Origin of the sequence: Enterococcus sp. AZ126 (genome assembly GCF_051714545.1) — a bacterium.
Classification (GTDB): Bacteria; Bacillota; Bacilli; order Lactobacillales; family Enterococcaceae; genus Enterococcus_L.
In genome coordinates, this window is record NZ_JBIOSB010000001.1 from 1,031,665 (window position 1) to 1,045,500 (window position 13,836).

Below are 13,836 nucleotides of genomic sequence, written 5' to 3' on the forward strand. Positions count from 1 at the left end.
TGATAACATAACAAACATTATATTTCTCTTTAATCATAGTATAGTGAAATGATAGCTTTTGTCAACGCTCCCTACTTTTGATTTATCCATATTTTATAATTATAAAAGCCAGTTTGATTTGAGCAGTTTATTAAAAACAACATATTCTTTCTCAATGTTGACTTGGACAACTTGATATCCTGCATTAAGCCAACCATAAGCTCCTTTTTCTGGATATTTATGATCATTTGCCCACCAATCAATATCTGTACGTGCAGTTCTAGGAAGTCCTGATTGAGGGAAAAGTAACTCGTCAAACTGCGTAAACGTTAAAGTTACTTGTGACCCGCCATTAGTTGTTAAATAATGGGTAACGCTATCATATTTTTTCTGACGTTCTTTTGCCAAATCATTCACTCCCTTATTTTATTCCTACTTTCCTTGAATTGGATATGTCTTTAATCATTATCTCATAAAATTTTAAAGAAGCAAATGAAGGCCTTTTCACAGTTCTTAAAGAGAATAGTTGCTTCTCACCTTTATTTTTTTTATACTTAACGTATTATGTAGTAAAGGACTGAGCAAATGCTTGATAGTTATTTTACCATTCGTTCGGATGGAGAAAGTGAAATTGAAATCAAAAAATCACGTTTTATTTGTTCTCTCAAACGAGTCTCTTCAGAAGATGAAGCAAAGGAATTTATTGCTCAAAAGAAAAAAGAACATTGGAAAGCCAGTCATAATTGCAGTGCTTTTGTCATTGGTGAAAAAAGTGCTATCCAGCGTAGTAGTGATGATGGGGAACCGAGTGGAACCGCTGGCATTCCTATGTTAGAAGTGTTGAAAAAACAGGAATTAATCAATGTGGCAACTGTTGTCACACGTTATTTTGGCGGGACTAAATTAGGTGCAGGTGGACTAATCAGGGCATATAGTCAAGCTGTTTCTCATGCATTAAGCAGTATTGGACTTGTCCAAGGAAAATTGCAACAGGAAATTCGTTTAACGATCCGTTATCAAAATCTTGGAAACGTTCAAAATTTCATGGAAAATCATCCCTACACATTAAAAGACACGATTTACGGAGAACATGTTGATGTTATTTGCCTTGTAGATGAAACGACCTCCGAACAATTTATGGCAGAAATCGTTGAACTATTAAGTGGACAAGTGACTTTTGAAGAAGGCGAATGTTCGTATCATGAATTACCAATCGAAAAAAAGGAGCCAACTTTGTAAGTGAAGGTTGGACCTGTTTTGAATTATACATTTTACCACTAAAAAATGAACGCAGACGACTTCTCTATACAGATGCGTCGACAAACGTTCATTTTTTTGCGTTTATTTTTCTAAATAAAATTCAAAACGATTGCCTACGTATTGGGTTCTAACATACTCAAACGGTGTACCATTTTCAAAATAAGAAATTTGGCGTAAGCGAAGTATCGCATCTCCACGTTTGATTTTTAAATAATCCGCAATTTGTTCTGAGGCTAGCATGGCAGAAACTGTTTGATTGGCACGGCCAATCTTGTTCCCACCTTTTTCTTCTAAAGTTTTATAAAAAGAATTTGTGATTTCGGTCTTGCTGTATTGATCGACCAAAGAATAAGGCACACTAGCCACTTCAAAACAAATAGGCAAATCATCCGCAAAACGAACTCGCTCCATGCGAACTATTTGGTCATGTTCTTTTAGGTTTAATTTTTCCATCTCACTGGAACTTGGTTTGGCTACATAATAGGATACGGTACGACTGGATGGAACTCGATTTTGGGAAAGCATAATATCTGTAAAACTTGTAGTTCCCGTCATTTTTTCTTGAACTTTTTTGCGGGCAACATAGGTACCAGATCCGATTTTCCGCTCTAAAATCCCCTCATCAGCAAGTGTTTGAATCGCTTGTCTCAACGTCATCCGACTAACATTAAACTGGGTCGAAAGCTCGCGTTCTGATGGAAGTCTGTCCCCAATCTTCCATACACCATGTTCAATGTCGTTTTTTATTTTATCGTGTATTTGAATATAAACTGGTAAACTTGACACCATCTTATTTCCTCCTCTTTATTCCCTTTTATTATAACTGGTATATACCTCATAAACAACCAAAAGTTCCAAATTACAGTAAAGAGAGGGTTTATCTACTAAATTTGGTATGGACAAAGTTAGTATTTAGTCATTGTCTGCAAAAAAATAACCTAAATTGCTTCTGACACGCAACTTAGGCTACCTATTTTTAAATACGAGCTTTTTCTTCATCCATCATTTTGTTAGCTGTCGCCATCATCAAACGAATTCGATTTAACTGATTTACTAATGATACTCCTGGATCATAATCAATCGGTGCAATATTGGCTTTAGGATATTGACGACGCAACTCCTTGGTAACCCCTTTACCTACAACGTGATTTGGGAGGCATCCAAATGGCTGCATACAGACGATATTATTTACATCTGATTTCAATAACTCGATCATTTCTCCTGTTAAAAACCAGCCTTCACCTGTGTGATTTCCGATTGAGAGGATTTTTCCTGCATCTTCTGCCAATTCTTCGATAGAGCTAAGTCCCTCAAAGCGTTTAGAATTTCTTAGCGCTTTATCCATTGGTTTTTCAACATATTCGATGATTCGAATCGCAAATTGAGCTAGATTTTTACTTTTTTTGGACATGCCCATATTGTCATATTTCCATATTTGGTTGTACAAAGAGTAATTCATAAATCCAATAATATCTGGCACAACCGCTTCTGCCCCTTCAGCTTCTAATAAACGAACGATATCGTTATTGGCAGTTGGTGAATATTTAACCAAAATTTCGCCAACAATTCCAACTTTTGGTTTCTTCACTTCATTTAGAGGGACTTCATCAAATTCTTTGATAATTTTTTTCATATTTCGATTGAATAAAGTCAACGAACCATTACGGACATTATTTTCAATCTGTTTTAGCCATTTAGCATGGAGCGCATCAATCATGCCAACTTGTGTTTCATACGGACGTGTTCGGTACACAACCCGTTCAAATAAATCTCCATATAAAAAGGCTACGGCAACGCGTTTCAACATGGGCAGTGTAAATTTAAATCCTGGGTTCGATTCTACTCCTTTATTCCCCATCGAAACGGAAACGACTGGAACTTGTGGAAATCCTGCGTCATTCAACGCTTTTCTTAGTAATGGAATATAATTTGTTGCACGACAACCGCCGCCTGTTTGCGTCATCATGACACTGACATGATTTAAATCATATTCCCCGCTTTCGAGTGCCTCAACTAATTGACCAATCGAAATGATAGCTGGATAACAGGCGTCGTTATTCACGTATTTCAGACCAACATTTACTGCTTCACGATCATCTGCTGGTAAACAAACAACATTATAGCCCGAAGCTTTTAAAGCAACATCGACCAAGCCTGATTGATGGATGGGACTAAGCATCGGTAATAATAACGTATGCGTTTTTTTCATGTCCTTCGTGAAGATAATTTTTTCTGGTTCTTCATGCTGTAATTTTGGTTCAAAATTCATTTTTTCTCGCTCACCAACTGCAGCTTTTAAAGAACGTAAACGAATACGAATTGCACCTAAATTCGATCCTTCATCAATTTTCAGGACAGTATAAATTTTCCCATACTGATCCATGATTTCTTCTACTTGATCCGTCGTGACCGCATCTAAGCCACAACCAAATGAATTCAGTTGAACGAGTTCAAGATTTTTAGATTTAGCAACAACGCGAGCTGCTGCGTATAAACGAGAATGATACACCCATTGATTGACAACACGTAAATTTCCAACATCACTAAGATGAGAAACACAATCTTCGGTCAATACATGGAAGCCTTCTTGTGTGATTACATCTGCAATTCCATGATTGATTTCAGGATCTAAATGGTAAGGTCGTCCAGATAAAACGATTCCCTTCTCTCCTTTTTGATTCAACATCACTAAGGTTTCTTCTCCTTTATTACGGACATCTTCTTTGAACGCATCTAATTCTTCATAACCATGTCGTAAAGCTTGAGCAACTTCATCTTCTGAAATACCTAGATCCGCAAATGTTTCGCTTAGCACTTTCGCTACGGATGCTTCATTAGCTAAATTAATATACGGATTACGGTAATCCACTTTACCATCGCGAATATCATCCACGTTATTGCGAATAACATCAGGATAACTTTGCACAATTGGACAATTAAAATGATTATCCGCTTCTGCTGATTCTTGACGTTCAAAAACGACACCGGGGTAAAAAATCATTGGCACCTTTGAATCGATCAGCGCTTGAATATGACCATGGGAAATTTTGGCTGGATAACATGCCGTATCACTAGGGATCGTTTCCATTCCTTGTTCATACAATTCTTTATTTGATCTTGGTGACAATTCTACTCTAAAACCTAGATCAGTGAAAAAAGTATGCCAAAGCGGATAATTTTCGTACATATTTAAAACACGTGGAATTCCGATCCTACCATAAATCGCATCTTTTTCTTTCAATGGACGATACTTAAATAACTTGCGGTATTTATAATCCACTAAATTGACTTTGCGGTCTTCTCTTTTTACTTTGATTCTGGCGCCACGTTCACAGCGATTTCCAGTGATAAATTGACGGCCATCAGAAAAGATCGTCACCGTCATCATACAGTTATTTTCACATAAACCACAATGGGTAAATTCTTTATCTGCTGTGAAAGTATTCAACTCTTCAAGCCCCAAGATGGTAGTTTCCTGTCCTAATTCATAATTTTCTAGTGCAATCAAAGCAGCCCCATAGGCTCCCATAAGACCTGCAATAGAAGGACGAACGACTTCACGCTCACTGATTGTTTCAAAAGCACGCAAAACAGCTTCATTATAGAATGTCCCACCTTGGCAAACAATTTTCTTGCCTAACTCTTCTGGGCGACGAACTTTGATTACTTTATAAATCGCATTTTTGATCACTGAGTAGGACAAGCCAGCAGAAATATCACCGACAGATGCTCCTTCTTTTTGGACTTGTTTGACTTTTGAATTCATAAATACGGTACAACGAGAACCTAGGTCAACTGGCGCTTTCGAACTTAATGCTTCTAAGGCAAAGTCTTTTACATCAAAATTTAACGATTTGGCAAATGTTTCGATGAACGAACCGCACCCTGAAGAACAGGCTTCGTTTAGTTGGATCGAAGACAACACACCATCTTTGATCGTCATCGCCTTCATATCTTGACCGCCGATATCTAAAATAAAATCAACGCCGGGCTGAAAATGATCTGCAGCTTTGTAATGAGCCATCGTTTCAACTTCACCAATATCGACTTTCAATGCATTTTTAATCAAATGCTCTCCATACCCAGTAACAGCTGATTTTCCAATAAATACATCTTCTGGTAATTTTTGGTATAACTCTTTTAAGACACTCATTGTGGTTTCTAATGGTTGCCCTTGGTTATTTCCATAAAATGAAAATAATAGATTCCCCTCTTCATCAATCAATGTAACTTTTGTCGTCGTAGAACCTGCATCGATCCCTAAAAAAGCTACACCATGATGATCCGCTAATGCTTTTTCTTGCGCTTTCGCTTGGTCATGACGTGCTCTAAAAACGTTTAGTTCTTTTTCATCATTAAATAGTGGCTCTAGTGTATCCGTTGGCTTTAATTGTTTTTGATCGCCTTTGGTCAAACGATAGATCAAATCAGCTAAAGTCGTTGGATTCGCTCCTTCAGAATAAATTGCAGCGCCCATCGCAACAAATAGTTGTGGATTTTCTGGAAAAATGACATCCTCAGGCTGTACATCTAACGTTTCGATGAATCTCTTTCTAAGTTCTGACATAAAGAACAGTGGACCGCCTAAAAAAGCGATTTTTCCTTTGATCTTTCGACCAGCTGCAAGTCCTGCAATCGTTTGGTTGACTACTGCTTGAAAAATACTTGCCGAGATGTCTTCTTTAGCGGCTCCTTCGTTGATCAAAGGTTGCACATCTGTCTTAGCAAACACGCCACATCTTGAGGCGATTGGATAAATTGTTTGGTAATTTTTAGCTAATTCGTTGACCCCGTTTGCATCGGTTTTTAACAGCACTGCCATTTGATCGATAAAAGCGCCAGTCCCACCAGCACAACTGCCGTTCATTCGTTGCTCTAACGCCCCTTCAAAAAAAGTGATCTTCGCATCTTCACCGCCAAGTTCGATGGCCACGTCTGTTTCTGGAATGATTTCTTCTACTGTTTTTGTACAAGCAATCACTTCTTGAACAAAAGAAATATTCAGAACATCTGCTAGTCCCATCCCTCCAGAACCTGTGATCGTCATTGTGATTGGGGTCTCTTCACCTAGTTTCGTCATTGCTTCGTTTAAAACTTTTTCGGTTGCAGCTTTTACATCTGAGTAATGTCGTTCGTATTTAGCGAATCTCGTATGATTTTTTTCGTCAATAATTACTAATTTCACAGTTGTAGAACCAACATCGATTCCTGCTCTTAAAGTCATAGGTTTGCGCTCCTTAAATTTCTTATCCTTTTATTTCACAACACTTTGTTGATTATACTACGAAGTGTCTGATATAATACTTATGTATATTTTAGAAAGATTCTAATTTAATTGCAACAGGCAAAACGCCCTAATTTGTGAGATAAGCAACAAACTTTTTAAAACTGTTGATTATTTCGAAAGGAATTTTTTATGTCAAAGAAAACGGACCTTCGGGTAATGCGAACACGCAAAATGATTATCGAAGCTTTCTTTCACTTAGTGGAAGAAAAAGGATATGATGGTATAACGATCCAAGACATTGCAGATGAGGCAATGATCAATCGCGCGACTTTCTATGCTCATTTCAAAGACAAACAAGACCTTTATGAACAAATTTTTGATTTTGCGATCAATGCCTTTACTTCTGTGATCGATACGGAACAGATTATTGTCAGCAATCGAATCAAAGTCAAACAAATTGAATTTCTATTAACCAATATTTATATCAACATTCAAAAGAATAAAAATTTCTTTTTGACGATCATGGATGGCAGTTCAAATGAACTTTTGCGTAAGAAGCTGGCAGATATTATTTATGAAAAATACGCGGATATTTTTTCTAAGCTTAAAATCACAGAGAATGATATTGAAGTGCCAATTGATTTTATCATTGAGTATATGACGTCCATCTTTATAGGAACCCTTCATTGGTGGATCACAAGTGACACGGACATGTCTCCCAACCATTTAGCCAGACTTGTTATTAAACTTGTTGGAAACGGTCATTTGACTGTTCTAGGGCTTGAAATCGATAAATAATCCCTGTATAAATAAAAAAAGAACGTGTGACAAAACTGAAGATCAGTCTTGTTTCACGTTCTTAATTCGAATAAACGGCGAGAAAAAAGCAGCTCTTTTCTCGGAGCTAAACACTTTTGTCTCGGCCTCGTTCTTATTTATTAAATAATTTTAACGATTTTTCGCACGCCATTTCTTTGTATGCGCCGTATCTCTAGCTGTTACAACATGAATACCTTTTACTTTATCATCCGTGTCTTTTTTAGAAAAAAGATTCACTTTTACATCATATTTACCATCACGTGCTAAGTCATAAACTTTTTCAGCTGTTTCAGTTATTTTCTCTTTAATATTCATCCAATTCACTCCTCATGCTTTTTCATTCACTTTATCACATATTTCAAAAAAAGAGAACAAAAGTTACTATCGATATTTTAGTCAAAAAAAAGAACAACTCCATATGAGTTGCTCAAATTAAACTGGGGTAGCTGGATTCGAACCAACGCATGACAGGATCAAAACCTGTTGCCTTACCGCTTGGCTATACCCCAATAAGTTAAAAATGGAGGAAAGTGGATTCGAACCACTGAACCCTAAGGAACGGATTTACAGTCCGTCGCGTTTAGCCACTTCGCTATTCCTCCAAAAGGTTTTAGTAAAAAACCTGACTTAGTTATAATACAAAACTTTCGAGAAAAATGCAAGTCTTTTTCTAAAAAAAATTGTTATTTATTTTAATCGTTTAAATTCCATTGACGGATAATATATTCGATCGCTTCATCAAGCGTTTTCACAGTCGCTTCATTGCGACCATCAATTACTACAGCAAATTTTTTTGTGTCTTGTGCTAAGACTTGACCAATTTCCTTTTTGCCAATCATCAAGGTACTCACCGTGATCGTTTCACCATTTATTTTTTTTTCTGCTTCTTCTATTTTGACTTCTATATCTTTATTTTTTTTTGACATCTTCATCCCTCCAAAGCTATATGTTATCACGTTACGTAAAAAAAAGAAAGTGGGCAAAACTTGGTGAGGTTTGCGCCACTTTCCTTTTTTCTAATAAATGTAAGACTTTTTTATCAATTAAACACTAAATAGTCGTTTTCTCTTGACCTCGCTAAGTACGCTACAGAAAATGCCTACTATGATCGAAATCATACCAATAATAATAAACAACCATAAAAAACTCGACAAATAGGTTTGAATAAAATCATACATTGCTTTGGATTGAATACCGAGTTTCTTTAAAAAACCCTGCATTAAAATGATTGTAGGAACGACTATCATCATTAATCCACTGCCTGTCCAAATATATGACCAATACCTCAATAAACGATGGAAATAACCTCTCAATGAAGAATAGAGGGCAAAACTTAACAAAGCCCATAAAACACCGCAAATAACCATAAAAATGACTAATTTTGACTTATAGTTCATGACTTTCCGTCCATAAGAAACTAAAAAAGGCAGCTCGATATAGCCTTTGTAGACTGTTATAGCATTATCTGAAAGGCTTGTTACAGCTTTCTCAGATTCTGGTGTTATCTCGATATTTTTTTCACTCATATACTCTTTGATTGCTTTAGAGACAGCATCATGGATCTCTTTTTCGTTAGAGATCGAATATTTTGTCCCTGTATTGTACATTGCTTCGAAATATGCATCTACGTCTGTCTTCACTAATTCTTTCCTGACTGATCGATTCAAAACACCTTCTGGAATATTGCTTCCCAAAGCACTATTTTCAATTTGACGATTAATTTCTTTTGTTAATTCAGAATAATAATCTGCTTTTGCTGCTTGCTTTGCAATATAATTCTCACTAAAAAGAGTGAGTCTCAATGTCAATAAAATCAAAAATGCAAATAGAAATACAGAGGATAAAAAAGCAATAAAAAAGCGAGAGATTATTTTTACTAAATGACTGCGATTTTTCATCTGACTGATTCTCCTCCTTTATGACTTCTCATCAATGATTGGTCCAGATACATAATCAGCTGAAACAAAAACACGTTCTGGTGTTAAACCGATCGCATCTAATGGATAACAAGTATAAAGAATCAGTGATCTTTTAGAGCGGTCACCTAATTTTGTATTGATTGTTGAATCTTTGTAATCAGCAACTTTCACTTCGGTCACTTGATACAGATAGTCCCCATAATGGGTATTGATCGTCACTTCATCTCCAGGTTCTAGGTAATAAATTTTTCCAAAAGATGGCAAATTATGCCCACCAATCAACGTTGTTCCAAGATCTCCTGGAATCATACTACCGATATATTGTCCTGCGCCTAAACGTAAAATATCTTCACTATCGCCATAATATAATGGTTCATTAATTCCGACTTTGTCGATCACAACCTCACCAAATTGGTCTCCTCCAACTGGATAGACCATATTTGAAGAAGATAACTCGCCTTTTTCAGACACTTCCATCCCAGCTTTACCTGCATCAGTCGACTTTCCGTCTGAGGATGCTTGCTTTGTTTTATCCGTTCTTTTTTCGAAAAGGTTTGTCCCTTTTTGATCAAACGATGGAGCATCATTCAACGAGATCAATTCCACTGCTGAAGATGCGAAGTTAATGACAGGTGCACCAATTATATAAATTATGAAGTAGCCAAAAAACATAAAGAGAAGAGGCACGTAAATAAATGCCCCTACTCTTTTTAATTGTTTCATATTATGCTAATTTGCTCTTTCTGCTCATGAATACTGCACCTGCTGCAGCTACGATCAATGAGCCAAAAGTAATTCCGCTTAATGCGTAATTTGATCCTGTATTTTTAACTGGTGTTCCAGTTTTGTAGACAGGTGCACCTTTAGTGTCAGTAATCGTCACTGTAGAATACGTTCCACCCGCTCCAAACGTAATTTTCACGCCAACAGCATTTCCAGCAGCAACAACATAATTTTGTAATTGAGAAATTACGTTAGCTGGTAATAGCTTGATCGCAGCGCCAAGTGAATTAGCCCCTGAAGTATCAACAGATACCCCTCCGACTAAAGTACGGGCTGCTTGAATGTTTTTAACTGCTTCATCCGCTTGAGCTTGTGTTAAATCAACACGTTTCAAGTGATTAGAAGCTGCATTCATCTCAGCTGCACCGAAACTGAATTTTTTACCGCCGATTGTTACGCCAGCATTCAATTCATCAAGTACAGTCTGCTCAGTTGCTGAAATTGCTCCGTCAGCAGACGCTGATGTTGCAAAACTCAACACTGCTACAGTCGCAATGATAAATCCGATAACTTTTTTCATTTTTCATTCCTCCTACCTTAATATTTATAATCAATTACAAACTATTATGTAATAATTATACCAACAACAACCTCTATCGTTTAGAGGATACGACGTAAGAATATCAAAGGAGTAAAACACTCTACTATTCTAAGATGATTATAGATACAAATTCTTTACTATATAAAATTATCATACGCTCATCTAATAGTCAAACTGTTTTCAAAAAAAATATCTTCTATCTCTTGCTATTATTCACATTTTATAATTTTTTTGAAATAAATGTTGCTTCAAACACATCATATTCTGCTTCTTTCAATATTTTTCCAATTTGTTGCGTTTCGCGGCTTTCTATCTGCAACTCAATTACTGTTTCTAGCTCTTTGCGATTTACCACAACGGTTAAAATACTAAAATCATTGTCTGACAATAATTTTGTGATATCCGCTAAAATCCCCTTGTGGTCTTCTAGAATACGTAATTGAATTCTAGTACCGCCGTCATTGTAGCCGGTGATTTTTAAAAATGCATCGAAAATATCATTATTGGTTATAATGCCAACGAGCTTCTCATTTGCATCAACGACAGGCAATACACCTATATTGTTTTGACGCATTAAGAATATGCCATCTTCCAAAGAAGATTCTGGTTTGATTGTTCGAACTTCTTTTACCATCACGTCTGCCACTGTAGTCTTGTTTAATAAATAATTTGCTTCATAGACACTTAAACTTGTAGCTTTTGATGGCATTGCTGATTGGATCGTTCCTTCTGTGATCAAACCGATAACTTGCTCTTTTTTGACAACAGGCAAACGATGAATATTATTTTTTTTCATCAAATCTACAGCATCAAAGATTTTCATTTCTGGTTGAGCAACGACTAAATTTTTTGTCATAAAATCACTTACACTCATGTTGTTACCCTCCTAAATATGCTTTTTTAACTTCTTCACTTTCTAATAATTCCTTACCAGGACCAGTTAAAACAACTTCACCTGTTTCAAGCACATACCCTCGATCAGCAATTGACAACGCCATTTTTGCATTTTGTTCGATCAATAAAACAGTCGTTCCTTGTTTGTTGATTTCTTGGATGATATTAAATATTTCTTGAATAAAGATTGGCGCGAGTCCCATGGACGGCTCATCTAATAATAGTAATTTTGGTTTGGACATGAGTGCTCTGCCCATCGCCAGCATCTGTTGCTCTCCGCCGGATAAAGTTGACGCATCTTGATTTTTACGTTCCTTTAAAATTGGGAAGCGTTCAAAAATCATATCGTACTCTTTTTTTAAGTCTCTGTCTTTACGTAAAAATGCACCCATTTCTAAATTTTCTTGAACAGTCAAACCAGCAAAAACATGTCGCCCTTCTGGGACTTGACATAAACCGGAGGCTACAATTTTTTGCGGGACCATTTTGTGAATTTGTTGTCCTTCAAATGTAATTGTTCCCTTTGAGGGACGATTCAGACCTGAAATTGTTCTCAAAATCGTCGTTTTCCCAGCACCATTGGCTCCAATCAGCGAAACGATTTCTCCTTGTTCAACATTAAAACTTACATCCCGCACTGCTTGAATCACACCATAATGAACAGATAAATTTTCAATTGCGAGCACTATAGTTCACCTCCAAGATAAGCTTCGATCACACGAGGATCGTTTTTGATTGCTTCTGGTTTGCCTTCAGCAATAATTCTGCCATACTCTAAAACATAAATTCTTTGACAAACATCCATGACCAAACTCATATCATGTTCGATCAAAACGATCGTGATTTGAAATTCTTTTTGGATTTTTCTAATTAGTTCAGTTAAATCTGCTGTTTCCTGTGGGTTCATACCTGCTGCCGGCTCATCCAAAAATAATACTTTTGGCTGTGTCGCCAAAGCACGTACAATTTCCAAACGCCGTTGTTCACCATATGGGAGATTTTTCGCTACCGTTTGCACTTTTTCTTCTAAACCAAAGATTGCTAAAAGTTCAAGTACCTTCTTTTCCATCTCTTCTTCTTTTTTATAAAAAGTTGGTAAACGTAAGATACTAGCTAGAATTCCTTCTTTGTTTTTACTATTCATGGCAATCAACACGTTGTCCATCACCGTTAAATCTTTAAACAAACGAATATTTTGAAATGTTCTACTTAAGCCCATATCCGCAATTTTATAAGGTTTTAAGCCATTTAATACTTTTTCTTCACCTAAAACATCTAATGTCACAGTGCCTTCACTTGGCTCGTAAACCCCTGTTAAAAGGTTAAACAGAGTTGTTTTTCCAGCACCATTTGGCCCAATTAATCCAATCAATTCATTATTTTCTAATGAAAGATTGACATTGGAAACAGCTGCAAGTCCGCCGAAGTTTTTTGTTAAATTACTAACGTTTAATAGAGGCATTTGAGTTGTCCTCCTTTTTATTAAATAATTTTTTTACGGAAAATTCCCACGTTCCAAGTAATCCGCCTGGTTTAAAAATCATGATAATAATCAATGCTAATGCGTAGATGATCATTCTAAGTGCACCAGCATCTTGTAAGAACATATTCAATATCCCCAATACAATCGCTGAAATGAATGTTCCAGTAACACTCCCGATTCCGCCAAATACTACGATAATCAAAATATCGATTGACTTCATAAAACCAAAGTCTTTTGGCGCAATCGTTTGGACATAACTTGAATAAATTGCTCCTGCGACACTGGCTGTAACAGCACCGATAATAAATGCTGCAACTTTATACTTTGTCGTGTTCACGCCCATTGATTCAGCAGCGATCTCATCTTCTCTGATCGCCATTGTCGCACGTCCTGGACCACTATGAATAAAATTAACAATAATCAATGTTACAATAACCACAAAGCCAAAAACCATTGGCCAGCTGACCATTGGCGGAATACCAAAGATTCCTGCTGGACCATTTGTAATATCTTTCATATTGATAATAACAATTCGAATAATCTCAGAAATTCCGAGCGTTGCAATCGCTAAATAATCGCCTTTTAATCTCAAAGTTGGAATACCGACTAATAAGGCTACGAGTCCGGATAACACGATTCCCAGTAAAATCCCACTGAAAAAACCACCCATCGTCGGATACTTAACAAGCATGATCGCTGCACTATAAGCACCGATTGCCATAAATCCCGCGTGTCCTAAAGAAAACTGACCTGAAAAACCGATAATCAAATTCAACCCTAGTGCCAACATAATATTGATTCCGATCGTAATCAACGTATATTCAGTAAATGGCGTGATCACACCTGTTATATACAATACGTAAATAAAAGCATAAGCTAAAGCAGCAATCAGAAGCCAAACAACGTTGTATTTTAAATTCTTTTTCATGTT

Annotated in this window: 14 protein-coding genes and 2 tRNA genes; 2 read left to right on the top strand and 14 right to left on the bottom strand. The window is 36.6% G+C overall.

Going from position 1 to position 13,836, the window contains the following annotated elements:
- Positions 1-99 precede the first annotated feature (99 nt).
- On the bottom strand, positions 100-387 hold the full coding sequence (locus tag IGI43_RS05030) for a DUF7662 domain-containing protein (protein WP_438756732.1): 288 nt from the start codon (positions 385-387) through the stop codon (positions 100-102).
- 177 nt (positions 388-564) lie between these two features.
- Between IGI43_RS05030 and IGI43_RS05035 the strand changes: the two genes are divergently transcribed.
- Positions 565-1,218 carry a YigZ family protein gene (locus IGI43_RS05035; RefSeq protein WP_438756733.1) on the top strand — a complete coding sequence of 218 codons (654 nt, stop codon included), beginning with the start codon at positions 565-567 and terminating at the stop codon, positions 1,216-1,218.
- 102 nt (positions 1,219-1,320) lie between these two features.
- On the opposite strand, the gene IGI43_RS05040 is transcribed toward IGI43_RS05035, so the two are convergent.
- Both IGI43_RS05040 and IGI43_RS05045 read right to left on the bottom strand, forming a co-directional pair.
- Complete coding sequence (locus tag IGI43_RS05040) at positions 1,321-2,028, bottom strand: GntR family transcriptional regulator (protein ID WP_438756734.1); 708 nt, start codon at positions 2,026-2,028, stop codon at positions 1,321-1,323.
- 187 nt (positions 2,029-2,215) lie between these two features.
- On the bottom strand, positions 2,216-6,463 hold the full coding sequence (locus IGI43_RS05045) for an acyl-CoA dehydratase activase-related protein (RefSeq protein WP_438756735.1): 4,248 nt from the start codon (positions 6,461-6,463) through the stop codon (positions 2,216-2,218).
- Positions 6,464-6,655: 192 nt separating this feature from the next.
- Here IGI43_RS05045 and IGI43_RS05050 point away from each other — a divergent pair, with 192 nt between their 5' ends.
- Positions 6,656-7,264: a TetR/AcrR family transcriptional regulator gene (locus tag IGI43_RS05050; protein WP_438756736.1), complete on the top strand. Its 609-nt coding sequence runs from the start codon at positions 6,656-6,658 to the stop codon at positions 7,262-7,264.
- 150 nt (positions 7,265-7,414) lie between these two features.
- On the opposite strand, the gene IGI43_RS05055 is transcribed toward IGI43_RS05050, so the two are convergent.
- The 11 genes from IGI43_RS05055 to IGI43_RS05105 form a co-directional block, all read right to left on the bottom strand.
- On the bottom strand, positions 7,415-7,600 hold the full coding sequence (locus tag IGI43_RS05055) for a hypothetical protein (protein WP_438756737.1): 186 nt from the start codon (positions 7,598-7,600) through the stop codon (positions 7,415-7,417).
- A gap of 122 nt (positions 7,601-7,722) precedes the next feature.
- A tRNA-Gln gene (locus tag IGI43_RS05060) sits at positions 7,723-7,794 on the bottom strand.
- A gap of 12 nt (positions 7,795-7,806) precedes the next feature.
- Positions 7,807-7,887, bottom strand: a tRNA-Tyr gene (locus IGI43_RS05065).
- A gap of 90 nt (positions 7,888-7,977) precedes the next feature.
- Complete coding sequence (locus tag IGI43_RS05070; protein WP_438756738.1) at positions 7,978-8,211, bottom strand: DUF2969 domain-containing protein; 234 nt, start codon at positions 8,209-8,211, stop codon at positions 7,978-7,980.
- Positions 8,212-8,328: 117 nt separating this feature from the next.
- Complete coding sequence (locus IGI43_RS05075; RefSeq protein ID WP_438756739.1) at positions 8,329-9,183, bottom strand: hypothetical protein; 855 nt, start codon at positions 9,181-9,183, stop codon at positions 8,329-8,331.
- Between the two features lie 18 nt (positions 9,184-9,201).
- Complete coding sequence (locus IGI43_RS05080; RefSeq protein WP_438756740.1) at positions 9,202-9,927, bottom strand: class D sortase; 726 nt, start codon at positions 9,925-9,927, stop codon at positions 9,202-9,204.
- 1 nt (position 9,928) lies between these two features.
- Positions 9,929-10,507 (bottom strand): hypothetical protein, encoded by a 579-nt coding sequence (locus IGI43_RS05085; RefSeq protein WP_438756741.1) that lies wholly within the window; start codon positions 10,505-10,507, stop codon positions 9,929-9,931.
- A 241-nt stretch (positions 10,508-10,748) separates the two neighbouring features.
- Positions 10,749-11,402, bottom strand: coding sequence for a CBS domain-containing protein (locus tag IGI43_RS05090; RefSeq protein WP_438756742.1), 654 nt, complete (start codon positions 11,400-11,402; stop codon positions 10,749-10,751).
- Positions 11,403-11,406: 4 nt separating this feature from the next.
- On the bottom strand, positions 11,407-12,108 hold the full coding sequence (locus IGI43_RS05095; RefSeq protein WP_438756743.1) for an ABC transporter ATP-binding protein: 702 nt from the start codon (positions 12,106-12,108) through the stop codon (positions 11,407-11,409).
- The gene (locus IGI43_RS05100; protein WP_438756744.1) at positions 12,108-12,884 is read right to left on the bottom strand and encodes an ABC transporter ATP-binding protein; all 777 of its coding nucleotides are present in this window, start codon (positions 12,882-12,884) and stop codon (positions 12,108-12,110) included. Before IGI43_RS05100 ends, IGI43_RS05095 begins: the two co-directional genes overlap by 1 nt.
- Complete coding sequence (locus IGI43_RS05105) at positions 12,865-13,833, bottom strand: branched-chain amino acid ABC transporter permease (RefSeq protein WP_438756745.1); 969 nt, start codon at positions 13,831-13,833, stop codon at positions 12,865-12,867. The genes IGI43_RS05100 and IGI43_RS05105 overlap by 20 nt, the downstream gene beginning before the upstream one ends.
- Positions 13,834-13,836 lie beyond the last annotated feature (3 nt).